Annotated in this window: 26 protein-coding genes and 1 tRNA gene; 13 read left to right on the plus strand and 14 right to left on the minus strand. The window is 46.7% G+C overall.

Features of this window, described 5'->3' with window-relative positions; translation table 11 throughout:
- Positions 1-45 precede the first annotated feature (45 nt).
- The 8 genes from ABV298_RS15870 (at position 46) to ABV298_RS15905 (ending at position 5,541) form a co-directional block, all read left to right on the plus strand.
- Positions 46-345, plus strand: coding sequence for a helix-turn-helix domain-containing protein (locus ABV298_RS15870; protein WP_041735500.1), 300 nt, complete (start codon positions 46-48; stop codon positions 343-345).
- Positions 335-1,540 carry a primase-helicase family protein gene (locus ABV298_RS15875; RefSeq protein WP_353723031.1) on the plus strand — a complete coding sequence of 402 codons (1,206 nt, stop codon included), beginning with the start codon at positions 335-337 and terminating at the stop codon, positions 1,538-1,540. The genes ABV298_RS15870 and ABV298_RS15875 overlap by 11 nt, the downstream gene beginning before the upstream one ends.
- A 249-nt stretch (positions 1,541-1,789) precedes the next feature.
- Positions 1,790-2,695, plus strand: a complete 906-nt coding sequence (locus tag ABV298_RS15880) for a toprim domain-containing protein (protein ID WP_353723032.1) — start codon at positions 1,790-1,792, stop codon at positions 2,693-2,695.
- Positions 2,696-2,817: 122 nt separating this feature from the next.
- Positions 2,818-3,195 carry a hypothetical protein gene (locus ABV298_RS15885; RefSeq protein WP_353723033.1) on the plus strand — a complete coding sequence of 126 codons (378 nt, stop codon included), beginning with the start codon at positions 2,818-2,820 and terminating at the stop codon, positions 3,193-3,195.
- Positions 3,196-3,199: 4 nt separating this feature from the next.
- Positions 3,200-4,123, plus strand: a complete 924-nt coding sequence (locus ABV298_RS15890) for a relaxase/mobilization nuclease domain-containing protein (protein WP_353723192.1) — start codon at positions 3,200-3,202, stop codon at positions 4,121-4,123.
- Positions 4,120-4,389, plus strand: coding sequence for a hypothetical protein (locus tag ABV298_RS15895; protein ID WP_353723034.1), 270 nt, complete (start codon positions 4,120-4,122; stop codon positions 4,387-4,389). The genes ABV298_RS15890 and ABV298_RS15895 overlap by 4 nt, the downstream gene beginning before the upstream one ends.
- A gap of 22 nt (positions 4,390-4,411) precedes the next feature.
- Positions 4,412-4,699 (plus strand): transposase, encoded by a 288-nt coding sequence (locus ABV298_RS15900; protein ID WP_353718731.1) that lies wholly within the window; start codon positions 4,412-4,414, stop codon positions 4,697-4,699.
- A 5-nt stretch (positions 4,700-4,704) separates the two neighbouring features.
- Positions 4,705-5,541: an IS3 family transposase gene (locus ABV298_RS15905; RefSeq protein ID WP_353723174.1), complete on the plus strand. Its 837-nt coding sequence runs from the start codon at positions 4,705-4,707 to the stop codon at positions 5,539-5,541.
- Between the two features lie 688 nt (positions 5,542-6,229).
- On the opposite strand, the gene ABV298_RS15910 is transcribed toward ABV298_RS15905, so the two are convergent.
- Positions 6,230-7,429 carry a HAMP domain-containing sensor histidine kinase gene (locus ABV298_RS15910; protein WP_353723035.1) on the minus strand — a complete coding sequence of 400 codons (1,200 nt, stop codon included), beginning with the start codon at positions 7,427-7,429 and terminating at the stop codon, positions 6,230-6,232.
- A 253-nt stretch (positions 7,430-7,682) separates the two neighbouring features.
- Between ABV298_RS15910 and ABV298_RS15915 the strand changes: the two genes are divergently transcribed.
- Positions 7,683-8,111, plus strand: coding sequence for a response regulator (locus tag ABV298_RS15915; protein WP_353723036.1), 429 nt, complete (start codon positions 7,683-7,685; stop codon positions 8,109-8,111).
- Positions 8,112-8,667: 556 nt separating this feature from the next.
- Here ABV298_RS15915 and istB read toward each other — a convergent pair.
- Both istB and istA read right to left on the minus strand, forming a co-directional pair.
- Complete coding sequence (gene istB / locus ABV298_RS15920) at positions 8,668-9,417, minus strand: IS21-like element helper ATPase IstB (protein WP_353718797.1); 750 nt, start codon at positions 9,415-9,417, stop codon at positions 8,668-8,670.
- Positions 9,418-9,437: 20 nt separating this feature from the next.
- Entirely contained in the window at positions 9,438-10,967 is a 1,530-nt protein-coding gene (gene istA / locus ABV298_RS15925) for an IS21 family transposase (protein WP_353721905.1), read from the minus strand.
- Between the two features lie 174 nt (positions 10,968-11,141).
- Here istA and ABV298_RS15930 point away from each other — a divergent pair, with 174 nt between their 5' ends.
- On the plus strand, positions 11,142-11,552 hold the full coding sequence (locus ABV298_RS15930; RefSeq protein WP_353723037.1) for a site-specific integrase: 411 nt from the start codon (positions 11,142-11,144) through the stop codon (positions 11,550-11,552).
- 106 nt (positions 11,553-11,658) lie between these two features.
- On the opposite strand, the gene ABV298_RS15935 is transcribed toward ABV298_RS15930, so the two are convergent.
- From ABV298_RS15935 to ABV298_RS15955, 5 genes are all read right to left on the minus strand, one after another.
- Positions 11,659-12,006 carry a hypothetical protein gene (locus ABV298_RS15935; protein ID WP_353723038.1) on the minus strand — a complete coding sequence of 116 codons (348 nt, stop codon included), beginning with the start codon at positions 12,004-12,006 and terminating at the stop codon, positions 11,659-11,661.
- 215 nt (positions 12,007-12,221) lie between these two features.
- Positions 12,222-12,488 (minus strand): LytTR family transcriptional regulator DNA-binding domain-containing protein, encoded by a 267-nt coding sequence (locus ABV298_RS15940; RefSeq protein ID WP_353723193.1) that lies wholly within the window; start codon positions 12,486-12,488, stop codon positions 12,222-12,224.
- Position 12,489: 1 nt separating this feature from the next.
- Positions 12,490-12,969 (minus strand): response regulator, encoded by a 480-nt coding sequence (locus ABV298_RS15945; RefSeq protein WP_353723039.1) that lies wholly within the window; start codon positions 12,967-12,969, stop codon positions 12,490-12,492.
- A complete protein-coding gene (locus ABV298_RS15950; protein ID WP_353723040.1) occupies positions 12,947-14,581 on the minus strand; it encodes a histidine kinase in 1,635 nt (544 codons plus the stop codon). Before ABV298_RS15950 ends, ABV298_RS15945 begins: the two co-directional genes overlap by 23 nt.
- Positions 14,582-14,947: 366 nt before the next feature.
- Entirely contained in the window at positions 14,948-15,220 is a 273-nt protein-coding gene (locus ABV298_RS15955) for a MafI family immunity protein (RefSeq protein WP_353723041.1), read from the minus strand.
- A gap of 235 nt (positions 15,221-15,455) precedes the next feature.
- Here ABV298_RS15955 and ABV298_RS15960 point away from each other — a divergent pair, with 235 nt between their 5' ends.
- Genes ABV298_RS15960 through ABV298_RS15970 form a run of 3 tightly spaced genes read left to right on the plus strand, consistent with a single transcriptional unit; the run spans position 15,456 to position 18,041 of the window.
- Complete coding sequence (locus tag ABV298_RS15960) at positions 15,456-15,743, plus strand: transposase (protein WP_353718731.1); 288 nt, start codon at positions 15,456-15,458, stop codon at positions 15,741-15,743.
- 5 nt (positions 15,744-15,748) lie between these two features.
- Entirely contained in the window at positions 15,749-16,585 is an 837-nt protein-coding gene (locus ABV298_RS15965; RefSeq protein WP_353723174.1) for an IS3 family transposase, read from the plus strand.
- A 43-nt stretch (positions 16,586-16,628) separates the two neighbouring features.
- Positions 16,629-18,041, plus strand: coding sequence for an IS1182 family transposase (locus tag ABV298_RS15970; protein WP_353723194.1), 1,413 nt, complete (start codon positions 16,629-16,631; stop codon positions 18,039-18,041).
- 268 nt (positions 18,042-18,309) lie between these two features.
- On the opposite strand, the gene ABV298_RS15975 is transcribed toward ABV298_RS15970, so the two are convergent.
- From ABV298_RS15975 to ABV298_RS16000, 6 genes are all read right to left on the minus strand, one after another.
- Positions 18,310-18,383 (minus strand) — tRNA-Pro (locus ABV298_RS15975).
- Positions 18,384-18,416: 33 nt separating this feature from the next.
- Positions 18,417-18,629, minus strand: coding sequence for a GIY-YIG nuclease family protein (locus ABV298_RS15980; protein WP_353723042.1), 213 nt, complete (start codon positions 18,627-18,629; stop codon positions 18,417-18,419).
- A 198-nt stretch (positions 18,630-18,827) separates the two neighbouring features.
- The gene (locus ABV298_RS15985) at positions 18,828-22,259 is read right to left on the minus strand and encodes an efflux RND transporter permease subunit (protein WP_353723043.1); all 3,432 of its coding nucleotides are present in this window, start codon (positions 22,257-22,259) and stop codon (positions 18,828-18,830) included.
- A 102-nt stretch (positions 22,260-22,361) separates the two neighbouring features.
- Positions 22,362-23,492 (minus strand): efflux RND transporter periplasmic adaptor subunit, encoded by a 1,131-nt coding sequence (locus tag ABV298_RS15990; protein ID WP_353723044.1) that lies wholly within the window; start codon positions 23,490-23,492, stop codon positions 22,362-22,364.
- Positions 23,493-23,538: 46 nt separating this feature from the next.
- Complete coding sequence (locus ABV298_RS15995) at positions 23,539-24,900, minus strand: TolC family protein (protein WP_353723045.1); 1,362 nt, start codon at positions 24,898-24,900, stop codon at positions 23,539-23,541.
- A complete protein-coding gene (locus ABV298_RS16000) occupies positions 24,875-25,516 on the minus strand; it encodes a TetR/AcrR family transcriptional regulator (RefSeq protein WP_353723046.1) in 642 nt (213 codons plus the stop codon). The genes ABV298_RS15995 and ABV298_RS16000 overlap by 26 nt, the downstream gene beginning before the upstream one ends.
- Between the last annotated feature and the right edge of the window lie 142 nt (positions 25,517-25,658).

The following is a 25,658-nucleotide window of genomic DNA, read 5'->3' on the forward strand; positions in this document are numbered from 1 at the left end:
CCGATTTTCTGGCCTTGCTTTGCCCATCACCAAAACGCAAAAGGGATGAGCACAACAGTTCTAGTTTCAATGAACGATCAGCAGTTATCAGAGTTGATCGAGTCTTCACTGCGCCGGGTTTTAGAGTCAAAACCGGAGGCTGCCGCCGATACCAGTGACACTTTGCTGGACACCAAGGAGGCCGCGCGCCTTACCAAATACAAGGAGACTTCCATTTATGGGCTGGTGAAAAGAAAAAAGATCCCGTTCTGTAAAATGGAAGGCAAGCTACTCTTTTCACGCAAGGAGCTTCTGGAATGGATAGCCAATGGTCAGCAGAAAATCGGAGGTAGCCATGAAAGATAATCCGGTTTACCTGCGCATTGGTACCAGTTACTTTAAGAAAGTCAACCGGCCATTATCCTCCGGCGACACAATTTCCTCTTTGATCCCCTGGTCGGCTGAATGCATTCGGCTGGATCACAGCCGTGACTACTTGAAGGACCGGGTAGATTGTTACGACGGCTTTTGTTTTGTTCCGAGCCATCTGGACTACCAACAGAAGGTCGGCGGGTTCTACAACCGCTACCAGCCATTCCAACATGAGTCGCGGCAGGGCGATGCCTCTGTGATCTTTCAGTTCCTGAGTCACATTTTCGGTGAGCAGATCGAGATGGGTTATGACTACTTTAAAATCCTGCTCGAACGTCCGACCCAAATCCTTCCAATTTTGTGCCTGGTGAGCGAGGAGCGCGGAACCGGAAAGACTACATTCCTGCATTTTGTCAAATCCATCTTCGGCGAAAACATGACGATCAACAGCAATGAGGATTTCCGCTCCAATTTCAACATCGAATGGGCACAGAAACTGGTCATCGGCGTTGACGAAACATTCCTGGATAGAAAGGAGGATTCAGAGCGGATCAAGAATCTGAGCACGGCTAGATTTTACAAAGTAGAGGCCAAAGGCCATGACCGGCAGGAAGTGGAGTTTTTCGGAAAATTCATTTTGTGCAGTAACAACGAAGATCACTTTATCATCGCAGAGCCAGGGGAAATCCGATACTGGGTGAGAAAGGTGCCACCACTAAAATCAGAGAATCACCACTTGCTTGCCCAGCTTCGGGCGCAGATCCCGTACTTTCTGCATTTTTTGGTGAGCCGTGACTTCGTCCATCCCAGTAAAACAAGAATGTGGTTTACTGCGGATCAAATTGCGACACCTGCATTGAAAAAGCTGCTGAACCAAAATCGGAATAAGCTGGAAGTGGAGATCGCCCATATCCTGCTGACGATCGCAGATGAAAAGGAGCTGGATGAAATCCGGTTTTGCACCGGGGATGTCCAGGACTGGCTCAATAAAAAACACATTCGTTTCAAAGACCTCTCACAGATCAAGCGGATCCTGCAAAATGCCTGGAAGTTGAGCCCGGCGAGTAATTCACTGACTTACCCGCAATACAAATTTTTAACCAACGGTTCAATCTTCGAGCAGACCGGCAAGGGCAGATTCTATACCCTATCCCGAGGGCGCATAAATGAGCTCAACGAATTGCCCTAATTTTTTGATGCTTTGATGCGCATCATATTTAATTGCCTGATTAGTAAATAATTACAGCGCATCAAAATCTGCATCAACGCGCATCAATCCCCAAACGGCAATGCGGCCCATGATGCATTTTGATGCTTTTCTGATGCGGTCTTAAATGTTTAGAAACCAATCAGTTGCAAGCTCTCCGCATCAATTCATCAATTTTTTCACCTTCAAGACCCTGTAATTATGACTTGCGAGCAAGCCAAACAGATATCTATGGTAGACCTGCTGGAACAATGCCATATCCGCCCCCAATATGTCCGGGGACAAGACCATTGGTACCTCTCTCCATTCAGGAATGAGAAAACGCCTTCTTTTAAGGTCAATGCGCGGTTGAATCTCTATTATGACCATGGAAGCGGTCAGGGAGGAGATATCATTGATTTAGGGCGCGCCCTGTTTCGTTGCGATACAAAAGCGTTGTTGGAGAAATTGGATTCCGGTCTTTTTCTATTTCAACCGCAAGACCCAAAATCGGCTGGCTTGCATATAGACAGTGCCGTTACACCAGCCAGAGCAATCGATCAGCCTGCCATCCAAATTACTGCTTTGAAAGAGTTAGGGACTAACCCTGCAGTTACCCAGTACCTGGAATCGCGCGGTATCGATCTGGCCGTTGCTAAATCATATTGTCAGGAGGTATACTACCGGGTCGGCGACAAGAATTATTTCGCTGCTGGCTTCGAAAACCGGTCGGGCGGCTATGAGCTGAGAAGTGCCTACTTCAAGGGCTCGACATCTCCGAAAGACATATCCCATATCGAGAATGGTCATAGCTCGGTCTGCGTGTTGGAAGGCTTTATGGATTTTTTGTCGCTTCTCTCGCTTCGAAAACAGGAGCAGGTCCAGACCGACTTTGTGGTGCTCAATTCGGTAAGTCTGGCAGAGCGAAGTGTGGACATTGTCAAAGGTTACAGCACCGCTTTTCTATATCCGGATCATGATGCAGCTGGGAAAAAGTTGCTCGAAAGATTCGAGAGCGCAGGGATTAATGGTGTTGATACGTCGGGGATTTATCAGGATTACAAAGATCTGAACCAGATGCTGGTTGCAAGCAAACATCAGGAAAAACAGCCACAACATCGGTACCGTCACAGGAAGTCCCGAGGTCTGGGCCTCTAAGTTTCTTTAAGGGAGCAAGTTTGTGTTTTCGCTTCGCAAAAACTCGTTCCGGCCGCGCCGGAACTTAAACTTGCTTTTACTCCCGATGGTCGCAAAAGGTAATCAACAGATTTTGTCAATGAATGAAAGAGGTAGAAAGCATGGAGCAAAAATCACACAAATCCAGAGGCGGAAGACCGCCCAAGAAGGTTAAACGAAATGCGCAACTGATGGTCCGACTTTCAGAGACCGAGCGGTTTTTGATCGAGTCCAAAGCCCGGGAAGCAGGCCTGCGTCCAAGCACCTGGTTGAGACAAGCTGCCAGGAAAGCCAGGGTTGTTGCGCGGCTTTCAGCGGAGGAAGCGGGTTTTGTAAGAATGCTGGCTGGTCTGGCCAACAACTTAAACCAGCTGCTTAGGTTTACGAATATGCAGGGTCTGCTTTACGAGACCAGAAAAGCCGCGCAGCTTCTATCAGACATTGATCATTTACTCAAAAGGCTCACTAACGATGATCGGTAAGATAATGATAGGATCAAGTTTCGGAGGGGCAGTCAGATATGTCATGCAGAAGGAGCAGGCTATCGTGCTTCATGGCGAAGGGGTCAGGACCCAGGATGTAAAGTCAGCAATCCATGACTTCAATGCTCAGCGCCAGATGAATCCCGAGCTGGGCAAGGCTGTCGGCCACCTGGTGCTGAGTTGGAGTGCGTTCGATAAGGATAAGCTCTCACAAAAGATTATGGTCGAAAGGGCTGCCGAATATATGGCCAAAATGAAAATCCAGAACACCCAATATCTCATCGTTGAACATCGCGATACCAACCAGCCGCATATTCATATTCTCTACAACCGGGTTGATAACGCTGGCAAATCCATTTCGGACCGCTTTCAGAAGCGAATCAATCAGAAGGTTTGCAAAGAGATGACCCTGAAACACGGCTACTACATAGGCAAAGGAAAAACGCTGGTTAACAGGGGCATGCTTAAAGGGGTTGATAAAACGCGTTATGAGCTGGCAGATCAGATCAAGATGGCCAGCAGATCGGCAGTGAATTGGAAGCAATTGGAGGACGCGCTTTCATCGAGGGGGATTGGCATCATTTACAAGTATAAGTCTGGGACTAATCAAATGCAGGGTATCAGCTTTGAAAAAGACGGAACGGTGTTGAAGGGTTCGAAAGTGGACCGAAGCATGAGTTTTCTGGCACTTGATAGAAAGCTGCGGGAAAATTTTCAGCACCAGCTGGCGGTGAGGCGTCGGATGTTGGATCAGGGGATACTACCACCCGCGCAAAACAAAATGATTACTCACCGATATGGGTTGCCGCACTTCAGGGAAGAAAACGTGCTGAAAGACTTGATGGATCCGGTACATCAACACGAGACGATTAATCCAGAGCTTAAAAGAAAACACAAACGAAAAAAATCAAGAGGACTACATTTATGAAAGATATTGAAGATAAACTTGATGGCTTCGAGCAGGTACTGGCCATCCTGGTAAAAAAGATCTCAGTGATGGAAAGCCTATTAACTGATCCCAAAGTTCCGGTTGATGATTTAGCACGCCATATGCTGGCTGATATTCAAGCCAGCATGGCAAAAATGCCGTCAGGAAACATTATGCTTTCTGAGCTTGCTGGTATTCGAAAGCGTCTTGACACATTATCATCTGCTCTGGATATAATACTCCCAGAAATCTGGACAGCTGCTTAAATTTCTAACTTAGTAGCTGACTATGAAAAAGGAACGTAGAAAATTCAGTGCGAGCTTCAAAGCCAAAGTGGCTATTGAAGCGATTAAAGAGGTTCAGACCGTGCAGGAATTGGCCTCCAAGTACGAGATTCATCCAACACAGATAGCTGCCTGGAAGCGAGAGTTTCTGGAAAAGGCTGAATTAGTTTTCAGTAAAGAGGCACCCACCACTGGTAATGAATCCGAAAACACAAAAGAGAAGGAATTGTATTCTAAAATCGGTGAACTTCAAGTCCAAGTCGATTTTTTAAAAAAGGTCTTGGGGAAATGAGTGTTATGGAGAAACGCGGACTTGTTTCCCCTGAGTACCCTGAGCTAAGCGTCTCGGCACAGTGCAAATTGATTGGTTTACAGCGTAGTAGCTATTACTTTAGGCCGAGAGGTCAGTCTCTGTTAAACCAGCGATTGATGAAGGCCATTGATCGCCAGTTTCTAGAGTGCCCGTTTTATGGCGTAGAACGCATGCGTGATTACCTGATCGGACTGGGATATCCTGTTGGTGTGAAGCGGGTGAGAAGACTTTATAGACTTATGAATTTGCGCACAATTTATCCCAAGCGCAATCTAAGCAAATCCAAACCAACAGATTACAAATATCCATATTTGCTGAAGGGGTTGAAGATTGAGCGCCCCAATCAGGTCTGGCAAGCCGATATATCTTATATTCCAATGTTCAGAGGATTTATGTACATGTTCGCCATTATTGACGTTTACAGCCGTCGAATTGTGGGATGGAGTATCTCCAATACAATGAGTATGGAATGGTGCCGGGAAACGCTTTTGGATACGATCCGTACACAGGGAAAGCCCGAAATATTCAATACCGACCAGGGTAGCCAATTCACAAGTCAGGGTTTTATTAAGCCGCTCTTAGAGAAAGGGATACAAATTTCTATGGACGGAAAAGGACGGGCCCTAGACAATGTTTTCATCGAAAGATTTTGGAGGTCGCTCAAACAAGAGTACATATACTTAAATCCTCCAAATGGCGGGATGGATTTGTATCGGGGAGTAAAAGCATATGTGGAATTTTACAACCGTCGACGCAAACACACAGGAACCGGGTACATTCCCGATGAATTGTTTTTCCAGATCAATGCAAAAGCATCCTAATTAAACTTAATTTCATCCGTCGGCTGTCCAGCAAACCGGGAGTATTTCAGGAAAATCCTAAGCCAGTCACGTTCGACTTCAAGGCTAAAAGCTATTTCGTTTCATTAGCGGTACTGCTTTGTACTACCGCTGCTTCCCTTGCGACAGTTAGATGTTCGAATGAGAAAATTGAACAGGCGAGCCGAACTGCCGCGAGGTATGAAGTGGCTCAGCAATTATCTCCTCGTCTAACCAGCATGATTGATAAAGCCTTCGACCAAGCAGCTGAACCCTCGGTAGATTCACTTCGGCGTGCGTGGGAGTTGCTGGATGCGAATTCACGCAAGCCTGAAAGTGGCAAGCGGAAACGACGATGAACGAAGTACGGTTTAACGTCGGTAACTGCAATACACTGTAATTAGATTTCATGTACCACTAAACTGTACCGTTTAAGGCCGGTTTTCGCGAAAAACTACCCGAATGCAATTCATGCCGCGGAGTACAGAAAAACGACCGAATATTTAGTCGCAATCTTTTGATAGATATTTTCTATACCTAACAAGCAGGTTGTATGCAAATACCCGTCTTGTTTCAATCTTTCATAATGTTTCGCTATTTTCTTGAAATCAGACTTTAAGGTTGAACATAGTATAAATGCTAACGTCCATTATAAGATGGCGTCACTTGCTTATTTGTCTTAAGCGATTGCTTACGACTGCCAGCCAATAGCAAGTCTTATGTTGAACTTGGTGCCTTCGCCCGGCTTACTTTCAATTTGCAGATTCGCACGCAAAAGCTCACATAACCCTTTAACAATGGATAAGCCAATGCCTTCACCCTTCTGGGTGAAAACGGTCTCCATTACTTGAACCTGATCCAGCGGATGAGATTGCATGGAAGTTGGAAGGCCAGGGCCCGTATCCTGGATGCTGACCATCCAATGATGGTTGTCTAGTTTTTCCCAGCACACTGCGACCCAACCGGACGTGGTGTGTTTAAGTGCATTGAGTACCAAGTTTTGTATGATGCGTTGAAGCTGTACGGGATCACATTCAACTGGCAAGCTTGCGGGGCCTTCGCCTTTTAGTAAAATTCCGCGCTCATTGGCCAGGGGCTGATAGGCCATCACCAGTCCGGTAAGCAGCTGGCCAACGTCTACCGCCTGAATATCCACTACGTCTTGGCCGGCCTCTAGTCTTGCCAGATCCATCAATTGAGTAATCAATGAACGGCAATTGGAAAGATTACTGTGCAAGATTTTTACTGCCATTTTGCGGTCACTTTCGGGAACATCTGTTAATTCCAAAAGCGAGGCCGCTCCCAGAAGTGCCCCGAAGCTACCGCGAAGGTCGTGGGAAGAATGGCGGAGTAAATTACTGCGCTGCTTAGCCATTTCGTTAATTTCATCCAGGGCTTTTTGCAAGGCGTCCACCCGCCTGAATGCCGCTTGCTTTTGCAAATCGGCATACTGGGCAATGCTGCCGGTGTTTACCTGATTTCCAAATTCGAATAATTGTTCATAGCTGTGCGACATTCCATCGCAATCGCTTGAAGGTTGCAATTGCCAGAACGAGCGAAATTGAGCTAACAGGAGCCGACAAAGATGCTGCATTTCAGCCACCAATTCGCTCAGAGAATAGCCTTTTTGCCAGCGGTGGAGTCCGTGGTTTGACGCTAAAACATTGAACTGTGCTCCGTCATCCCTGCTTTCAAGTCGCAGCCCGAGCATATCAAGCATAAGCGGGATTTGGTTCCGAAACTGTTTGCTGCTTAGGCTGGTGCCAGCATTGAGAGATAGATCGGCCTGGCAAGCATTGTGCCAATCATCAAGCAGCTGCGGCCGCCTGACGACAAGATAATGTGCGAGATTACTGACGGCAGTTCCGTCAGGGTTATGAGAAAATGTCATCACCTAACTTGTTTGGGAGTTGCCTGCATCCGGCAGGGCGGTTGTCCGGATGTTTGCTCCCTATTAGGCGTCCAGGCTACATTGTTTTAGAGAGTGGGGTTGTAACAAAGGTAACTAATTTATTTTCCAGATTGGACGCGAGCTCGTATGGTTATTTTCAATTTAACCGGGAATCAATGAAGCGCGCCATCTTAGATTAAGGATGGACCGGCATGGGATTTGTAAGCGGCGCAGCCCCATCAAATTATTCGCAATGGCAGCTAATAATATCGGATTTCCGGCACTTAAGATTTTGGTTGTGGATGACAATCAGGATGCAGCCTTTGTAAATGGAGCGCTTCTGCGTCACTCAGGCTTCCAAGTTCAAACTTGTAATAGCGTAAAGGGCGGTATTTTGATTGCCGAGCAAGCCAAACCAGACGTGATCCTGCTGGACATTGATATGCCGGAGATGGACGGTTTTCAAGTGTGCAGGCATATTCGAGACCAAGCATGGGGCAGAGATTTGGCCATTATTGCATTTACCGGTCGAGACTTGCTCTCTGAGGAAACTGAATTTAGGTTGGCGGGCTTCGACAAACATCTTTTTAAACCGGCCAATAAGGAAGAATTGTTTGATGCGGTAGTGTCTGTATTCAAAGACAAGCAATTCCGGAATAGTTCAGATCAGCCAACACGCTAGAATGAAAATCATACTCCTGATATAACACGTGCTTTTTCGACGAAGGGTGTCGCCTTGATCTTGTTTGTCCCGATACATACGACCGTTTGTATGTGGACAAAGAAGGCGAAGAAAGTACAGATTAAAGTGCAGTACAGCACTTATAATGAACCAAACATCCCTTGGAAGGATAGTATGATAGGTTTCGGCAGCACATGGAGATTTCACTTAAACGACCGAATAATTAGTCGCAATGCTACGATAGATATTTTCTATACCTAATACAAGCAGGTTGTATACTTTATATGACAACGTCCTTTATTAATCGTTTGATGACAATGGATTTATGAGTGAACTGATTTTAGAAGTAGCAACGCTACCCGTGTCGGCTTGGTGGCCAGCGCCGGCGACCGGGCACAGGTGCGCTTCCTGGAATTCTTTGCCGCCACGATCCGGATGGGTATTTCGGAGAAGTTGACCACCTGATTCCGTGGCAAATTGACCACCTAATTGTCTGGCGGCCGGTAGCAGAAAAAAGCTGCAGAAGCAGTTTCAAAATTAGTTAATTAAGGTCGTATTATTGGTAGCTGTTTTCGGGCTCTATTTTTTTCTTTCTTCTCATCGATTCCCCTCTCAGTTCTATGCGGTGCGCGTCGTGAACAATGCGGTCCAGGATAGCGTCGGCAATGGTTTTTTCTCCGATCACTTCATGCCATTTGCTGACGGGCAACTGCGAAGTAATAATCAACGATGCTTTTCCGTGCCGGTCTTCGATGATCTCCATCAGGGCGGCCCTGCTCTGTGCATCGAAGGGCTGGATACCGAAGTCATCGAGCACCAACAGGTGCTGCCGTTCGATCCTGGCGATTTCCTTGATATAAGAGCCGTCAGCCTTGGCCATTTTCAAGCGGGCGAACAGTTTTGGGGTACTCGCGTAAAGTACGCGGTACCCCTGGATGCAGGCTTGATGGCCGATGGCAGTTGCCACATAGCTTTTGCCGATCCCGGTGCTGCCGGTGATCAGCAGGTTCTCATTGCGGGTGATAAAAGAGCAATCAGCCAGGCGCATGACCTGGTTACGGTCCAGACTGCGATCGGCATGGTAATGGATATTTTCGACGACGGCCTTATAACGGAACCGGGCCTGGTAGATCTGCCGCTCTACGCGGCGGTTGTTGCGATCGTCCCACTCGGCGTCCACAAGGTACCCTAATAGCTCATCTGCCGTATAATCATTGGTTTTTCCGCTTTCCAGGCTGGTTTTGAAGGCATGGAACATGCCATAAAATTTAAGCTTGCGCAGCTTCTCCAAGGTGTCATTGTTCATTGTATAGATTGTTTAAAAGGTTACTGATAATATTCTTCACCCCTGATATTGTCGTGGTTAGGCATCGGCAGCTCGTCGGCGAACAGGCTGTCCTCGTACTGGTCCATCTTCTTTTCCAATATCATCTGGATGATTTTGTAGTTATAAATACCATAGCTCAACGCGCGCTGGCATGCGCTGATCAGCCGTTGTTCGCCGGCCTTTTTTGCGAAGGACAAGATGCCGATGCAAGAGCGGTAGGCCTGCTCGGGATGCTGCTTACGGTCCAGTATTTTAAGGATATAAAGCCTTACGTCATCGTGGATCGAAGAAGCCCATTCGACGAACTTATCCGGGGTCCATTCGGTCAAAAAGCGGTGCGTGCTGGCCAGGTGCTCTTTATCGGTCGAGTAATTGTAGGGGCTTTTGACACGCTGATGCAGGGCTATGCGCTCATAACGGTAGTAAATCTCGACCAACGTGCCCGAGAACAGCAATTTGACCTTCTTGCCGATGAACCGGTACGGGACGCTGTAATAGTGCTTGTCGATGCTCAGGTTCACGTGCCCGTTTTTCATCACGGTCGCATGTGACTGCTTTTTGAACTCGTAGCGGAGCAGCGGCAGCGGAGAGAGTGCGCCTCGCTCGATCTCTTCGAACTGAAGCCTGCGGCTGTAATTGCGACCGCGTAGGAGCTGATTATTATGGACTTCCAGGGCCGCCCATATGGCTGCGTTTAGCTCGGATAGTGAGTTAAAAACCTGCTTTCTTAAAGGCGCATAGATCCGGCTGTAAACGATTTTAACAGCCCCTTCGACCAACGCCTTATCGCGTGGCCGGTAAGCCCTGGTGGGTAATATGGTGGTCCCGTAATGGTTGGCAAAGTCCTCAAAAGTCTCGTTCAGGGTAGGTTCATACCGGTTGCTTTTGGTGACGGCCGCCTTGAGATTATCCGGGACTACGGCTGCCGGAACGCCACCGATGTAATGAAAAGCATTCTCACAAGCCAGGATCAGATCTTCTTTTTGCTGGCTCATGACCGCTTCCACATAGGTGAGCTGGCTGGCGCCCAGGATGGCAATAAAGACTTCAACCTCAATTACTTCGCCAGTCTCCCTGTTTACGAAGCTCAGCTTTACACCGGCAAAATCGATATAGAATTTATCGCCCGCTTTATGGTCCTGGTGCATAACAGGATTTACCCGGGCCTTCCACTGAGCCAGGTGGAAGCAGAACTGGGTATAGCCAAAACCGTCAGGGAATTCCTTTTTGTAGCTCTCCCAGAGCGAATAACGTGTCTCGCCGGTTTTTTTGAGCTCTTTATCTATCCGGGGAAAACAGCGCTGTAAGTTCAACAGCCTATCCTGCGGCGGCATCTGTCTAACTGCACCGAAAAACTCGTCCAGCTCTTTATCGTTCAGGCCGTTGATCTGCTCGAAAGTCAGACCGCTCGCTTCAAAAGTAGCCATGTACTTCTTGGCCGTATTGCGGGAAACGCCCGTTTGCTCAGCAATAAAAAGCTTGCTGCGCCCTTGACTGTACATCCTTAGGATCTGTCTTATCTTATTCATGCTGATAGTCGAATTAGCCATACTTTCCACGGTTGGTATCCGCCAAAAATATGGGTGATTCTACAGCATTTTTCTGCTTGACAGGGTGGTCAGTTTCCTCCGAAACAGGTGGTCAGTTTGCTCCGAAACGGGGTGGTCAATTTCAGCCGGAACAGGTGGTCAGTTTAAACTGAAATGGGGTGGTCAATTTCACCGAATTTTCCAATCCGGAACCCGAACACCCGGCGGTCCTACTGGCGGTCGGCCACGGATTTCTTGGGCTACTGTGAGCAGCTCGGCGTCGGCTCCATCGACCAGGTCATGCCGCTGCATGTGGCAGCCTTGGTGGAAACACTTTGCCGGTCTGTATCCTCCCCTACTGTTAAGTTGCGGCTGGCGGCCGTGCGGCATTTACTGGATTGGCTGGCGACTGGCCAGGTAATCCCTCATAACCCGGCGGCATCGGTCAAGGGGCCGCGTCACTCGGTTCAGCGGGGCAAGACGCCTATACTAGACCCGGTCGAAGCGCGGGCGATTCTAGATGCAATTGATATCTCCACCGATTGGGTTGCGGGATCGGGCGCTGATCGGCCTGATGGTTTATAGCTTCGCAAGGATAACTTAAACACCTGACATTTCAGAATTGTTTTGCAGTGTTTTAACGGACATCCTTGCCTACCATCTGCAGCCCTCATATGGATTCTGATCGTTATTATCGGAGCTTTGCGGAAGTAACTACAAATGGTAAAGGTGTTATATTCATTCTTTCCAATGCTTCGGAAGTCACGAAATAGCCTGTCACATAAATGGCTAAACTGTCTTGCATAAATTGTTTTGGAAGATTACACCCGCCCCAAGCAACGCCGTTAGTTGCTACCAATTGGCTACCAATAGCCGTTCCGCCACTAAGCTGCACAACAACCGGCGCGTCAGTCACATTTTCGTCACGCGATAATCCCTCAAACCCAGAATAACATTCTAATCCAACTGGGCTGATTTTGTCTTGTTTGCAATTGAGTAAACTTAGCATGCATATGCTAGCGATTAAAAGGCGGTTCATAAGTCGGTTTGGTTTATATCCTTCATGAAAGTTTCGCGAGATGTTGAATCAAGAGTATCCCTACAAAAGGATTTATTCAGTGTCCGATTCGTTGGAAACAGGTATTCTCTCAAAACCCTCCAATTGCGAAACTGCTGGGTTTGATCGCTATTAGTCCCAAGGCAGTCAGGAATGAGACGTTTCATAAGGCGGTAAAGCTGTGACGCGATACTCACTCAACTTTTTAGTAATTGTTTTATTTCTTCCTTTTTACTTCTTGCTACAGGGATCTCAGATCCATCCGTTAGCAACAAAAAATCGCCAAATTCTCTCTTCCAGCTTTTGATTGACGTTTTGTTTACCAAATGAGACTGGTGACAACGAATAAAGCCATATTGTTTTAATAAGTCATCGTAAAAGAAAATCGGCTTGCAAATAACTAGATTTTCCCCGCCTACGAGGTAAAAGGTTGTGTAATTGTTATCCGATTCACATCGGATAATTTCATTGGATTTTACAAAGCGCGTTTCTTTTAGTAGTTGCTAATGCAATACGTTGCTCGGTAGATTTATCGTCATTTTTTAGGAAATGGATCAGGTTGTGCAGAAGATGATTTTCCTTTTTCAAAGAATGTTGCTGGTTCGCCCGCTGGACAGCGGCTTGTAGCTCTTCAATTGAAACGGGTTTCAACAGGTAGTCGATCGCGGAAAGCCGCATTGCCTGGATTGCGTACTGATCGTAAGCTGTCACGAAGATAACTTCAAAGTCGATATGAGACAGACTACGTAGCCAATCGAACCCATTTTGTACTGGCATCTGAATATCGAGAAATACCAGATCTGGGTGGTGCGTATGAAGCAATTTGGTTGCAGATCGGGTATCGGCAGCAGCACTACAAATGTTGACCTGTGGGCAATAGGTCTCAATTAAAATCTGGAGATTGTCCAGGTTTGACTGTTCGTCATCTATCAATAAAGCTCTCATCAAACCAGTGATTAAAAGTAAGCGTAATCCGTAACCCTGCTGGGAGAACATTGCTGATGTCCATTGTGATCAACCGGTCAGGGTAGATTTGATTCAGTAATCTGATCCGATCATTGGTAAGCTTTAAACCGAAACCTGTCATTGGTTTCCCTTCGACCATACCGATACCATTATCAGTTAGGTTTATGATCATTGCAGGACCAGATCGGGCTATTGACAGCTGGATTAATCCTTTTTCGCCCATGGAAGCGACACCATGCTTCACCGCATTTTCAACCAACGGTTGTAGCAATAAAGCCGGAATATCCGTTTCAGATGTGTTCACATCGGGCGCTATCTTGATATGATAGCTAAAACTAAACCGCAGCTTCTCTAATTTCAAATATGTATCCAACGTCTGAATTTCCTCGTAAAGAGAAATTTCGCTCTTTTGGCTATGAACGAGTGAATCCCGGGTCAGTCGCGCGAAGTCGGATAAATAGGCATTTGCTGCCCTCATATCCTGTTTATTCATAAGCGCCTGGATCGAGCTGAGCGCATTGAATATAAAATGAGGATTCAACTGAGCGTAAATCGCCTTCAGTTCAAGCTGCAACCGCGATCTGTCCATTCGCCCCTGCTTAATTTTACGCCGTTGCCGGCCAAACATAGCTAGCAAACTCACCAGGAGTACCGACAGCATGCAGGCCAAAACCCGGAAATAAATTGTCTGATACCATACAGGCTTAACCCGAAATGGATATTCAATCATATGCTGCGGCTGAGCTGAGTACCGGATTTGGATCGCGTAGTGGCCAGGGGAAAAGTCTTTCAGCCAGATAAATGAATTGTCATAATCATTATCTCGCCAGTCCGTATGCAGCTGCCCATTCCGGATTAGCTTATACTGTATCTGTTTTCTATTAAATACACCATCTTGCAATGCGAAAACCAGGTTTTTATTGCTGGAAGACATGGTAAAGCCTAACGGGAAATTGCTTGCGGACTGTTTGTCGGGAAGCCAGGGCGATCGTATCTGCTGGAAAAACTTATCTAGGGTTTCGGAAGTATGGATGCTCATTATTTCAGGCCTGATTGCCTCCCAAGCCACCATTGCTGTAGCGATGATTGCTTCTCTCCTTACCATTCTGACATCTATGATCAGCATATTTCCTAGCGAGGTACGGTATCCTCCCAGATAAGCCATTTGGGGCAAGCCGGACTCCCGCATCTGCATTGAGTCAGTAAAGGATTGAATCGGATTCCACGGAACAAGCACTTTTTTGCTGGGATATTCTGTAACCCTGAACTGATATGCAGCCCTATTCCTATGATCAACGCTTTTCAAGAAAAATTGTGCGCACGCGGTATCGAACACAGTACGAGCAATCATTTCTTTTGGTCTTAACCGGAGAAATTCTTTATCCTTCTTCAAGGTCTCAAAATGCTGACTTCGTTCGTGTGTTTCCCAAAATGAATTATTCTCTTTCCTGACAGCAACAATTAACGCAGGCACCGATGGTTTAGTGCCGTTGTTCAGAAAACTGTGGGAATACTCGTCCCATTTAACTTGGGCATTCACAGAAGACAAGCAAGATATGACAGCGACAAATAACAGGAGCCCTTTTTTCATGTTGCAAAATTTTTAACAACAAAAGAACCCATTTGAAGAATACTTTTTAGAAGGACTGTGAATGATGTAAGAATCACTGTGAATTCTGCTTACTGAGATGGGATAAAATAAGATCTCACAAAACGCTCCTACCTTGCGACGAAGACACTGCAATAGCCGACTCGTCCACATACATATGAGCGTTTGCTTGTGTACTCCCGAAGTCAATGGGAAAGTACAGATTAATGTGTACTGTTCCGCGCTAAGTGAACCCAAATCTTTGTCCAAATGATATACAGCCAGATTTCTGGACGAGCTTGAAATTACACTTTAACGACCGTGGCTGTTGCACAACTCGGAAAATATCATGTTTGGGTGGTGGCGATGCTACTTCGCAGGCCGTATGAGTTTTGACATAAATTCGTAGCCTTCGCTGTTCAATGACATTCCGTAGGCGATGGCTTCTATTTGACGGTACAGTTCTGAATCAATCAAAATGTCGTATTCATACATTTGTGTTAGGATGGTATCGAATGCCAAACCAACTTCATTGCATTCAAGAAGTGACCGTGCCTCGGTGCAATCTTTTTCAGTTAACCCTAGGGACTCGCACTTTGATATTAAATTATATACCTTCTTATTAAGTGATTTTCCTATCATTTTAGTTGAATAAATCAAATTAAATACTTCATTGTCAACGTGAAAATTTGTAACTTCAGGAATGCAAGGAAAGAAAAATTACTCGGAAAAGCTGTTCGTCAGCTTCCAACTTTCAGATCGTATTCCGAAGGAAAACTTTTATCGAAGGATCGGTGAAACACTCGACATGCAGTTTTTATTATAATACTCCCAGAAATCTGGACAGCTGCTTAAATTTCTAACTTAGTAGCTGACTATGAAAAAGGAACGTAGAAAATTCAGTGCGAGCTTCAAAGCCAAAGTGGCTATTGAAGCGATTAAAGAGGTTCAGACCGTGCAGGAATTGGCCTCCAAGTACGAGATTCATCCAACACAGATAGCTGCCTGGAAGCGAGAGTTTCTGGAAAAGGCTGAATTAGTTTTCAGTAAAGAGGCACCCACCACTGGTAATGAATCCGAAAACACAAAAGAGAAGGAATTGTATTCTAAAATCGGTGAACTTCAAGTCCAAGTCGATTTTTTAAAAAAGGTCTTGGGGAAATGAGTGTTATGGAGAAACGCGGACTTGTTTCCCCTGAGTACCCTGAGCTAAGCGTCTCGGCACAGTGCAAATTGATTGGTTTACAGCGTAGTAGCTATTACTTTAGGCCGAGAGGTCAGTCTCTGTTAAACCAGCGATTGATGAAGGCCATTGATCGCCAGTTTCTAGAGTGCCCGTTTTATGGCGTAGAACGCATGCGTGATTACCTGATCGGACTGGGATATCCTGTTGGTGTGAAGCGGGTGAGAAGACTTTATAGACTTATGAATTTGCGCACAATTTATCCCAAGCGCAATCTAAGCAAATCCAAACCAACAGATTACAAATATCCATATTTGCTGAAGGGGTTGAAGATTGAGCGCCCCAATCAGGTCTGGCAAGCCGATATATCTTATATTCCAATGTTCAGAGGATTTATGTACATGTTCGCCATTATTGACGTTTACAGCCGTCGAATTGTGGGATGGAGTATCTCCAATACAATGAGTATGGAATGGTGCCGGGAAACGCTTTTGGATACGATCCGTACACAGGGAAAGCCCGAAATATTCAATACCGACCAGGGTAGCCAATTCACAAGTCAGGGTTTTATTAAGCCGCTCTTAGAGAAAGGGATACAAATTTCTATGGACGGAAAAGGACGGGCCCTAGACAATGTTTTCATCGAAAGATTTTGGAGGTCGCTCAAACAAGAGTACATATACTTAAATCCTCCAAATGGCGGGATGGATTTGTATCGGGGAGTAAAAGCATATGTGGAATTTTACAACCGTCGACGCAAACACACAGGAACCGGGTACATTCCCGATGAATTGTTTTTCCAGATCAATGCAAAAGCATCCTAATTAAACTTAATTTCATCCGTCGGCTGTCCAGCAAACCGGGAGTATTTCATTATACCGAGATACCAGCAACCTTTACGGTAAAACCGGCAACCCATCGATCGATCCCGTTGTGTTCTTCAAGTTAATGCTGACCGGTTATTTGGAGAACATCACATCTGATCGTCGTCTGATCGAGCATTGCTCGATGCGAATGGACATTCTTTACTTTTTAGGCTACGATATTGATGAGCAGCTGCCTTGGCATTCGACTATCAGCAGAACCAGGCAACTATATCCCGCCACCGTTTTTGAAAGTCTGTTCGATAAGGTTTTTGCTATGTGTGTTGACAAAGGGATGGTCAGTGGACATACTCAAGCCTTGGATTCCGCCCCCGTCAAAGCGAATGCCTCAATGGAAAGTCTTGAATTGAAACGGCCATTTCAATCAATCAAGAACCACTTTGAGAATGTTGATGCTGAAAATCAACAGCAGATAAGCACTGGCATAGCTTCGCCCGTGGGGTTAATAACTGCGCCCTCACATCATCTCAGGCGCATGAAATCTCACCAGGAAAAACTTCGCGAAAACCCTGTAAGTGCTAGCGGCGCTGCTCACGAAAGAGCACAGCTGTTCAGCAATAAGACACATTACAATCCCCACGATCCAGATGCACGGATTTCAGTAAAGCCTGGCAAAGCAAGAAAACTCAATTATCACTGTAGTATGGCAGTCGATACAGGCCAAGGGGTAATCAGCCATATACAGGCAGATTTTGCCGATGGGAGAGATAGTCAGTATTTGCCAGCAATGACTGAAAAGGTCGAAAGCCGGCTAAAGGTGAATGAACTGTGCATGACAGATCTGCTAGCAGATGGCGGTTACTCCAACGGTTACAATTATGAATACTTGGAATCACGAAACATCACAGCCTGGATACCTGTTTTTGGAAAGTACAAACCGGAAAGGGAATGGGTCACCTACGACAGGCAAGAGGATGTTTTTATCTGCACAATGAATAAGAAAATTCCATTTAAAGGCTTCGGCCGAACTTCCGATGGACAGCCAATAAAGAATTATCGGGCTTCTAAAAAAGATTGCATTCCCTGCGTTCTCAAAGATTCTTGTACCCCTAAGTCCCTATTTAAAAGAATATTCACAACAACCTATGAAGATTATTACTATCGAGCTCATGAAAGGCAACACAGCAGGCAAGGCAAACAGATGAAACGACTGCGACAGAGTACAATTGAGCCGGTCTTTGGAAGCCTGGTTCATCATTACGGGTTAAGCAAAATCAATGTTCTAGGAAAAGCTGCCGCTCACAAGGTGATGCTGATGTCGGCCATATGCTTCAATCTTAAAAAGTACCTTAAAACATTTAATAGGAAATGGGTGCAGAGTGCATCAAAAGAGGCCGTAGGGCATTGTGATGCTACGTTCCTAGTGCCTTTTAATCGCGTTGACTTGACCTCATGAAATTCTCGGTAAAGTACCTATTGAAATTCACTCACCAGAAATTTCCTGCTAGTTGTGCAACGGCCACGACCGTATAATCGAACACTGGTCGAGCTAGTCGATCAAAGATTTTGATGCCTTTTATGGAAGTCGAAGTCTTAAATTAGGCGCGATAAGTACGACGACAACAAGAAAAACTCAATGAACCTGAGAAAAAATGTTCGACCTATGTTCGACCTAATGAAAAAGCCACTTACAACTCTCGGTCATAAGTGGCTGATTTTCAATGTCGGGATGACAAGATTCGAACTTGCGACCCCTAGCACCCCATGCTAGTGCGCTACCGGACTGCGCTACATCCCGAGATTTACAGATTAATATCCTGCAAATATCTTTTTATCCCCTTTTTTTAATTTTCGATTCTAAGTGGACTGCTTCTGACCGGTCCGGGCATTCAAACGACTGAATCAATTTCCAAGGGACTCCCTTTGATGTGAAATTAACGCGTCCTTCATTATGCCTTTGCAGCCTACTTCCCAGATCCTGCGTTTGCCCAACGTAGTACTTATTCAAAACATCGCTAAACAAGATGTAAACTACGTAGGCCATTGCTCAAAAATCCGTGTGTGTATGGCGACCCTCCCGCTGCAAGCGGGATGCGCTACCGGACTGCGCTACATCCCGGATTCTCCTGAATGCCTTTCAGCAATTCTTTGGGGTTGCAAATCTAAGAATGTTTTGGATTATTGTTCATTTCAGGTTGAAAAAATTTGAAATAACCTGAAATGAACAATAACCCTGTCGCATTTAGATTGTTTCGTTCCGCCAATTCGGATTCACCGCCTCCGGTTCTCCTTTCCTGAACCACTTATCGCGGACGCGCTCGTTGACATAATACATGCAAGGAACCATTACGAGAGTTAGTATGGTGGAGAATGTAAGACCGAAAATAATCGTCCAGGCCAGAATATTCCAGAAAACCGAACTCGGGCCGCCGACGATCAGGTGCGGTTCCAGATCACGGAAGAGGCCCACGAAGTCGACTGTTATCCCCAATGCAAGCGGTACCAGGCCAAGTACCGCCGCGGAGGCTGTCAGCAGTACGGGGGTCAGACGGATCGCGCCGCCCTCGATAATGGCTTCGCGCATCGGGTACCCGCGCCCGCGGAGCTCTTCGATGAATTCGATGAGCAGGATTCCGTTTTTCACCACAATACCGGCCAATGCGATGATACCCACGCCCGACATGATCACCGAGAAGTCTTTCTGGAAGATCACAAAGCCCAGCAATACGCCGATCAGTGAAAGCACGATGGTGAAGAAAATAATGAATGGCTTGATAACCGAGTTGAACTGCGTTGCCAGGATGAGGTAAATCAGCATAATAGCGGCACCGAATGCGGTCCCGAGGAACGCCATGGACTCGGCCTGCTCTTCCTGTTCGCCGCCCATTTTGATGGTATAGCCATTCGGGACTTCCATTTCCTCAACGAGGTTCTGAATCTGGGCCACGATTTCGTTGGCGTTATAACCGGGTAATACATCCGAGCCTAAGGTAACGATCCGTCGCTGGTCCTGACGGTTGATCTGGCTGAATGTGGTCGAGTAATGAATATTCGCCACCGAAGTAATGGGTACCTGGCGCAATGCACCGCCCATATTCATATCGCGGTAAACCACATTCAGGCTCAACAGTTTCTCAATTTGTTCGCGGTCGTCTTTTTCAAGTCTTACCATGATCGGATATTCATCCTTGTCGTCACGGAATTTGGAAACTTCCAGACCAAACAACGCGGTACGAACGGCCAAGGCGATCTGCTGCGAACTGATGCCTTCACGCTGCGCTTTCTCCCGGTCGATATCAATTACAATTTCAGGCTTGTTCGTAACGAGATCGGAACGGAGCTGGTCAATGCCTTCAATGCCCGATTCCTGTACCTTTTTAAGAACATCTTTTTCCAGTTTTTGAAGTACTTCAAACTCATCGCCCGAAATTTCGATAGAAATAGGCTTACCCGTAGGAGGACCTACCGCTTCGCGCTCCACGGAAATTTCGGCCCCGGGAATGCCCGAAACAGCATCCCGGATCTTGCGCAGGATTACCTCCGAAGACCGGCCGCCGCGTTCGGTGCCATACACGAACGCGACCGTCACTTTCGATTTATGCGGCGTAGCCGAACGATCGGGGTTATATGGGTCGCCCGCGTTTTTACCTACGTTGGCGATCACGGAGTTGACCATATCCATCGCCTTTTCTTTTTCCAGCACTTCAAAAACACGTTTTTCGATGATCTTGGTCACAGAGTCGGTTACGCGGGCGTCGGTTCCGATAGGCAGTTTGTTATAAACATACACATAATCGGGGTCACCGCTGGGGAAGAACAATACTTTGGGTTGGGCAATGCCGGTGATTATGAATGTGGCAATCAGCAGAAGGAAAACACCGATAATCGCGAATACCGGCCGCCAACCTCTCAAAAGCCAGTCAATGAGCCTCCGATAGCCGTTTTTCAAGGCAGGTAAGAGGTGATCCTGGAAGGGAACGAGGATTCTCGGTGTCAGAATGTAGTGGTTGAAAATCCAGAGAATCAGAATGAATACAAAGAAATTGCCGATACCACGGTCGATGAGATAGCCCAGCAATGCAGCTACCACCAGTATGATCACGGGCCTGCGGATAGCCTTGAAACTTGTATCGTGGGCCTCTTTTTCCTCTTCATGGCGGCCCATGAACGACACGGCGAATACCGGGTTCATTACATAGGCTACGAAAAGCGACGCTCCCAGTGTGATGATGAGCGTCAGAGGCATGAATTTCATAAACTCTCCGACGATTCCCGACCAGAAAAGCAGGGGGAAAAACGGCGCAATGGTTGTCAATGTACCGGAAAGTACCGGGATAAACACCTCGCCAGCCGCCGCTTTTACCGCTTGCTGGATCGTCCAGTCCTTGTGCTGGTTGAACAAGCGGTGCGTGTTTTCGATTACCACGATCGCGTCGTCCACAACAAGCCCGATACCGAGCAGGAATGCGAAGAGCACGATGGTGTTCAATGTAAATTCCGTTCCGACCATCGGGCCGATAATCGGCATCAATACAAATGCAACCAACGCGGATAACGGCACCGAAAGCCCCACGAAGATCGCGTCGCGCACGCCCATGAAGAACATCAGTACAAGGACCACGAAAATAAAGCCCAGTACGACGGTGTTGATCAGGTCATGCAAATCGGCGCGGGTCTGGATCGACTGGTCGGCAGTGATTTTAATGTCCAAACCGGCAGGAAAGCGGTTTTCCTTGAAATCGGCGATTACATCTTCGATTTTATCCGCCGCGTCAACAAGGTTTTCGCCCGACCGTTTGATTACGTTCAGGGTGATTACCGATTTGTTGGCCAGCCGTGCGAAATCCTGTTGCTCTTCAAAGCTGTCGACTACCTCCGCAATGTCGCCAAGGCGGACGGTGGCGCCTGTTGCGGTGCGGATGCGGATATTCGCCATGTCGTTTACGTTGGTATATTCGCCTTTCACCCGCAAGGTCCGGCGTACCCCTTCCACGTTGAGTTCGCCCCCCGAAACGTTGATGTTTTCACCCTGGACCGCCGTTTGTATGTCATAAAATGTGAGACCGGTCGCCTTCATACGGTCCAGGTTCACATTGATCTGGATTTCGCGGTTCAAAGCACCGAGAATGTCCACACGGGTAATTTCAGGCAATGCTTCGATCCCATCCTGCAAATCTTCGGCATATTCTTTCAGTTGTTTCAGAGAATAATTGCCGGCGATGTTGACGTTCATGATCGGGAACTCCGAGAAATTCACGTCCTGGGCCGTGGGGCCGGAGTCGAGGTTTTGGGGCAAGTCGGTCTTCGCCTTATCCACCGCGTCCCTCACCCGCTGCAAAGCCACTTCGACGGCCACATCCGGCGTAAATTCCACCAGGATTACCGAAACGTCCTGCAATGCATTGGATTTGATCTTTTTAACCCCGTTGAGGGATTTGAGCTGTTTCTCGATCGGTTTGTTGATCGTGTTTTCGATATCGGCCGGTGCAGTTCCGAAATAAACCGTGTTGATGTAAATCTGCGGGATCTTGATGTCCGGGAACTGCTCTTTCGGCAAGTTATTGTACACCATAAACCCCGCCAACGTGATGATGAACGTAAAGATGTAGATCGTCGTCCTGTTCTCTACGCACCAGTTGGTGAATCCAAGGGTTTTATATTCGTTAAATTTCATAATGTTGAATGACTGAATGAGTGAATAGGGAAATTGTGCATTCTTGACAATCCCTGACAATTCCTGACTACAATTGACCTGCGACGGTCGTCACTCTCCTTGTTAATAGCTGATCGGCTGGCCGTCGGAAACTTCCTGGTAACCGAGCGTGATCAGATGATCTCCGGCCGACAAACCTGAAAGGATTTCGACTTTACCATTGTAGCTCAGGCCTGTCTTTACTTCCCTCGCCCTGGCTACTTTCTTGTTTCCTTCGGTCACCGCTACGTAAACCACATTCCCTTTTTCCGTGCTTTGAACGTAATTCTGGTCTATTACCAAAGCGTTTTTACGGGTAGCGTCGTTGATCTGCACCTGTGCCATCATATTGGGTTTAATGTCGCGGTCGGAGGGCAGGTTGGCTTCGATTGTGAAAGTTCGCGACAATGGGTCCACGGCTGTACTCACAAAGGAAATTCTGGCCTTGTACTCTTTTTTCAGATCAGGGAATTTGATAATCACCTCATCGCCTTTTTTCACGCTGGCAGCGTAAACGTCCGATACTTTGGCTGAAACTTTCAGGTTGCTAAGGTTCACCACACGCACCACGCCCACGCCGGGAGAAGCCATTTCACCTACTTTTACATTTACCATATCCACAACACCGGACATCGGCGATACGATGTTGGTCTGCGAAAGTTGGGTATTCAGAGTGGCCAGTTTCTTTTCCAGCGACTCCTTGTTGTTTTTCGCCTGCAGGTATTGAAGCTCCGTGCCGATTTTCTGGTCCCAGAGGTTTTTCTGCTTTTCATAAAGCGTATTAGCCAGGCTCAGCGATGTTTTCAGCTCTTCGATGGTTTCTACCAGGATGCTGTTGTCGATTTTACCGATAACGCTTCCCGCTTTAACCGCGTCGCCTTCTTTTACATACATCGCCACGACGGCACCGCCAGTTTTGGGCGTAATCATGACATTATTTTTAGCATCCACCGTGCCCTGCAATTCCACATAATGCCTGAAAGTCTCCGCATTCAGTGTATCTATCGAAACAGGTTTTACTTTGGCTTCCGTCGTTTTCTTCGGGTCCAGTTTGCCGATTTCGATTTCCAGCGCTTTGATTTTCTTGTCGTTCTCGGCCTGTTGTGCTTTGAGTTGCGCAAGCTCTTCTTTCTTTCCTTCCAGGCCTTCTTTTTTGGCCGAGCAGGCAGCCAGCAACGAGGCGAAGGCGGTTATGATCAGAATATTGCTTTTCATGGTATTCGTAAGTAGCTGTTTCAAATTTTGTTAAGTGTTAATCGTATTATTCGGAATAGAGCTCGCCCCTGGCTTTGCTGAGATCCACTTTCGCGATCATCAGGTCATATAATGCCGTGAAATAATTAGTCTGTGCTTCTTTCAATGAAGACTCTGCATTGATTACCTCGATGTTGGAGCCTACGCCTTCCTTGTATTTGATTTTCGAAACACGCACGATCTCTTCGGCGAGCGCCAAGTTGCGTTTCTGTGTTTCGAGCGTGGCAAATGCATTTTTGATATTGATCGCTGCCTGGTTGTTTTCCAGGTCGATCGACTGTTTCAGCAAGGCCTGGCTGTTTTTAACTTTATCGATTGCAATCTTTTTCTGGTTGATCTGGTATTTTTTCAGAAAGCCGTCGAAAATCGGGATGGAGACATTCAAGGTTACAGCAGAGTTGTTGAACCACTTGGAGGTCCACAACTTTGCGAAGGTGTCGGTACCATTGTTATGTCCGTAACCAACTGAAGCAGAAATACTGGGTAAATACCCGCTTCTGACATTCCGTAGGTCAAGATTCGCAAGCTTTTCCTGGGTATTCAGCAGTGAATATTCGATGCGTCGTTCATAGCTCACATCTGTATTAGCTAATTGCGCCCGCAATTCATCTAGGTTGACCAAATTAATATCATCGGTTAATTTAATAGGTTCATTTGCCGGCATTCCCATTTGAAACCTAAGTAGTGCATAACTGAGCTCTATCAGGTTTTGTACCTTCTGACGCTCGGTTTGCAGATTGTTAATCTGTACCTCAAGACGGTTCACATCAAGCAACTCTACAAAACCACTTGCATTCATGGCCTTTGTTTCACGCATGGACGAATCAACACGCGCGATGTTTAAATCCAACAATTTAGCCCGCTCTTCCGCGACTTGAGCGGAATAGTAAGCTTTGGTTACCGCCTCCGCAATCGACACTTTTGAAGATGTGATATTCTTCTGTGCTAGCTCGCGATAAGTCGCCGCTGCTTTCAGACCAATAAAATAAGAGCCGTTAAAAATGAGCTGGTTTAAAGTAGCCGAGGCAGAACCTTGCCACGGAATACCGAATTCGAGGGCTACCGGAGGGGCGTTTTCCGGGGCGGTAGGATCTGCAAAATTGGCTGGAAGAAAGAATCGTTGGATAATCACATTATCCACCAACGAAAGGTTTGCATTCACTTGTGGCAACCCGGTCGCACGAATCTCTCCAATCCGGGCTTCAGCAGAGACGGCGTCCAGCTGTGCATTCTTTACGTTCAGATTATGCTTTACGGCATAATCGACCGCTTCTTTGAGTGAATAACCGGTTTGTGCATGCAACGAAGTGAAACTTATTAGTGCCGTGAGCAGCATCAACGAGCTACGTATTGTTCTGGCATTTTTCATGGGTATTGAATTCAGTTGCTGGTTTATCTTTTATGGTGTTGTAGTATTCAAATCCTTTTTCCGAAAGTATGCCCCGCAGGAAATGATGCAGGAACTGCGTTTGTACGTGCATCATGTTGAATCGCTTTGAGGGATAAACGGTCGGGTCGAAAGCGAGCACGATTTGCTCCACGCGCAGGAGCGAAAGCACATCTATGTCGATGTCGGTTCGGTACAGGCCCATTTCGATGCCTTTCAGCAGGTTGTCACGAATATTCCGGATGATGTACTCGTGTTTGTAGTTCTGAAAAAGCTCCCACGCATTGGGGTAATATTTTTTCAGGTCGTACAGGAGCGTCGGGTTCATGTCGGCGAGCGTTTCTTGCATCTGCACTGTGGCATACATTGCTTCTTCGATCGGGTTTTCCGCAAGCTCTTCCAGTTTTTCCATCTGACATTTCTGCATCCGGATCTCCTCCTGGATCACCAGGGCTAGAATGGCCTCCTTGTCGGAGTAATGCTGGTAAATGGTACGTTTCGAAATTCCGAGGTCACGGGCAATGTCGTCCATCGTGACGCTTCGTATCCCGTAGCGCCAGAAAAGGTTCAGTGCCGATTTGATAATTCGCTCTTTCACAGCGGCAAATTTGAAATTTTCGAATGAAAAAAACTAAGGAAACTTTAAGAATGTTTAAAGTTTCCTGCCGATTAGTGACAATTCTCCGGAAAGAAGGCACAAAAGCAATGAACAAAGGTGCGAAAATGTTGATTTTTAGCGG

The sequence above is a fragment of the Dyadobacter sp. 676 genome (genome assembly GCF_040448675.1).
In the GTDB taxonomy this organism is placed as follows: Bacteria; Bacteroidota; Bacteroidia; order Cytophagales; family Spirosomataceae; genus Dyadobacter.

Excerpts from the sequence above, each read along its gene's own strand:
- ABV298_RS15870 (WP_041735500.1), top strand. The coding sequence starts at position 46 with ATGAGCACAACAGTTCTAGTTTCAATGAACGATCAGCAGTTATCAGAG.
- ABV298_RS15875 (WP_353723031.1), top strand. The coding sequence starts at position 335 with ATGAAAGATAATCCGGTTTACCTGCGCATTGGTACCAGTTACTTTAAG.
- ABV298_RS15880 (WP_353723032.1), top strand. The coding sequence starts at position 1,790 with ATGGTAGACCTGCTGGAACAATGCCATATCCGCCCCCAATATGTCCGG.
- ABV298_RS15885 (WP_353723033.1), top strand. The coding sequence starts at position 2,818 with ATGAAAGAGGTAGAAAGCATGGAGCAAAAATCACACAAATCCAGAGGC.
- ABV298_RS15890 (WP_353723192.1), top strand. The coding sequence starts at position 3,200 with ATGATAGGATCAAGTTTCGGAGGGGCAGTCAGATATGTCATGCAGAAG.
- ABV298_RS15895 (WP_353723034.1), top strand. The coding sequence starts at position 4,120 with ATGAAAGATATTGAAGATAAACTTGATGGCTTCGAGCAGGTACTGGCC.
- ABV298_RS15900 (WP_353718731.1), top strand. The coding sequence starts at position 4,412 with ATGAAAAAGGAACGTAGAAAATTCAGTGCGAGCTTCAAAGCCAAAGTG.
- ABV298_RS15905 (WP_353723174.1), top strand. The coding sequence starts at position 4,705 with ATGGAGAAACGCGGACTTGTTTCCCCTGAGTACCCTGAGCTAAGCGTC.
- ABV298_RS15910 (WP_353723035.1), bottom strand. The coding sequence starts at position 7,429 with ATGACATTTTCTCATAACCCTGACGGAACTGCCGTCAGTAATCTCGCA.
- ABV298_RS15915 (WP_353723036.1), top strand. The coding sequence starts at position 7,683 with ATGGCAGCTAATAATATCGGATTTCCGGCACTTAAGATTTTGGTTGTG.
- istB (WP_353718797.1), bottom strand. The coding sequence starts at position 9,417 with ATGAACAATGACACCTTGGAGAAGCTGCGCAAGCTTAAATTTTATGGC.
- istA (WP_353721905.1), bottom strand. The coding sequence starts at position 10,967 with ATGAATAAGATAAGACAGATCCTAAGGATGTACAGTCAAGGGCGCAGC.
- ABV298_RS15930 (WP_353723037.1), top strand. The coding sequence starts at position 11,142 with ATGGGGTGGTCAATTTCACCGAATTTTCCAATCCGGAACCCGAACACC.
- ABV298_RS15935 (WP_353723038.1), bottom strand. The coding sequence starts at position 12,006 with ATGAACCGCCTTTTAATCGCTAGCATATGCATGCTAAGTTTACTCAAT.
- ABV298_RS15945 (WP_353723039.1), bottom strand. The coding sequence starts at position 12,969 with ATGAGAGCTTTATTGATAGATGACGAACAGTCAAACCTGGACAATCTC.
- ABV298_RS15950 (WP_353723040.1), bottom strand. The coding sequence starts at position 14,581 with ATGAAAAAAGGGCTCCTGTTATTTGTCGCTGTCATATCTTGCTTGTCT.
- ABV298_RS15955 (WP_353723041.1), bottom strand. The coding sequence starts at position 15,220 with ATGATAGGAAAATCACTTAATAAGAAGGTATATAATTTAATATCAAAG.
- ABV298_RS15960 (WP_353718731.1), top strand. The coding sequence starts at position 15,456 with ATGAAAAAGGAACGTAGAAAATTCAGTGCGAGCTTCAAAGCCAAAGTG.
- ABV298_RS15965 (WP_353723174.1), top strand. The coding sequence starts at position 15,749 with ATGGAGAAACGCGGACTTGTTTCCCCTGAGTACCCTGAGCTAAGCGTC.
- ABV298_RS15980 (WP_353723042.1), bottom strand. The coding sequence starts at position 18,629 with ATGGCCTACGTAGTTTACATCTTGTTTAGCGATGTTTTGAATAAGTAC.
- ABV298_RS15985 (WP_353723043.1), bottom strand. The coding sequence starts at position 22,259 with ATGAAATTTAACGAATATAAAACCCTTGGATTCACCAACTGGTGCGTA.
- ABV298_RS15990 (WP_353723044.1), bottom strand. The coding sequence starts at position 23,492 with ATGAAAAGCAATATTCTGATCATAACCGCCTTCGCCTCGTTGCTGGCT.
- ABV298_RS15995 (WP_353723045.1), bottom strand. The coding sequence starts at position 24,900 with ATGAAAAATGCCAGAACAATACGTAGCTCGTTGATGCTGCTCACGGCA.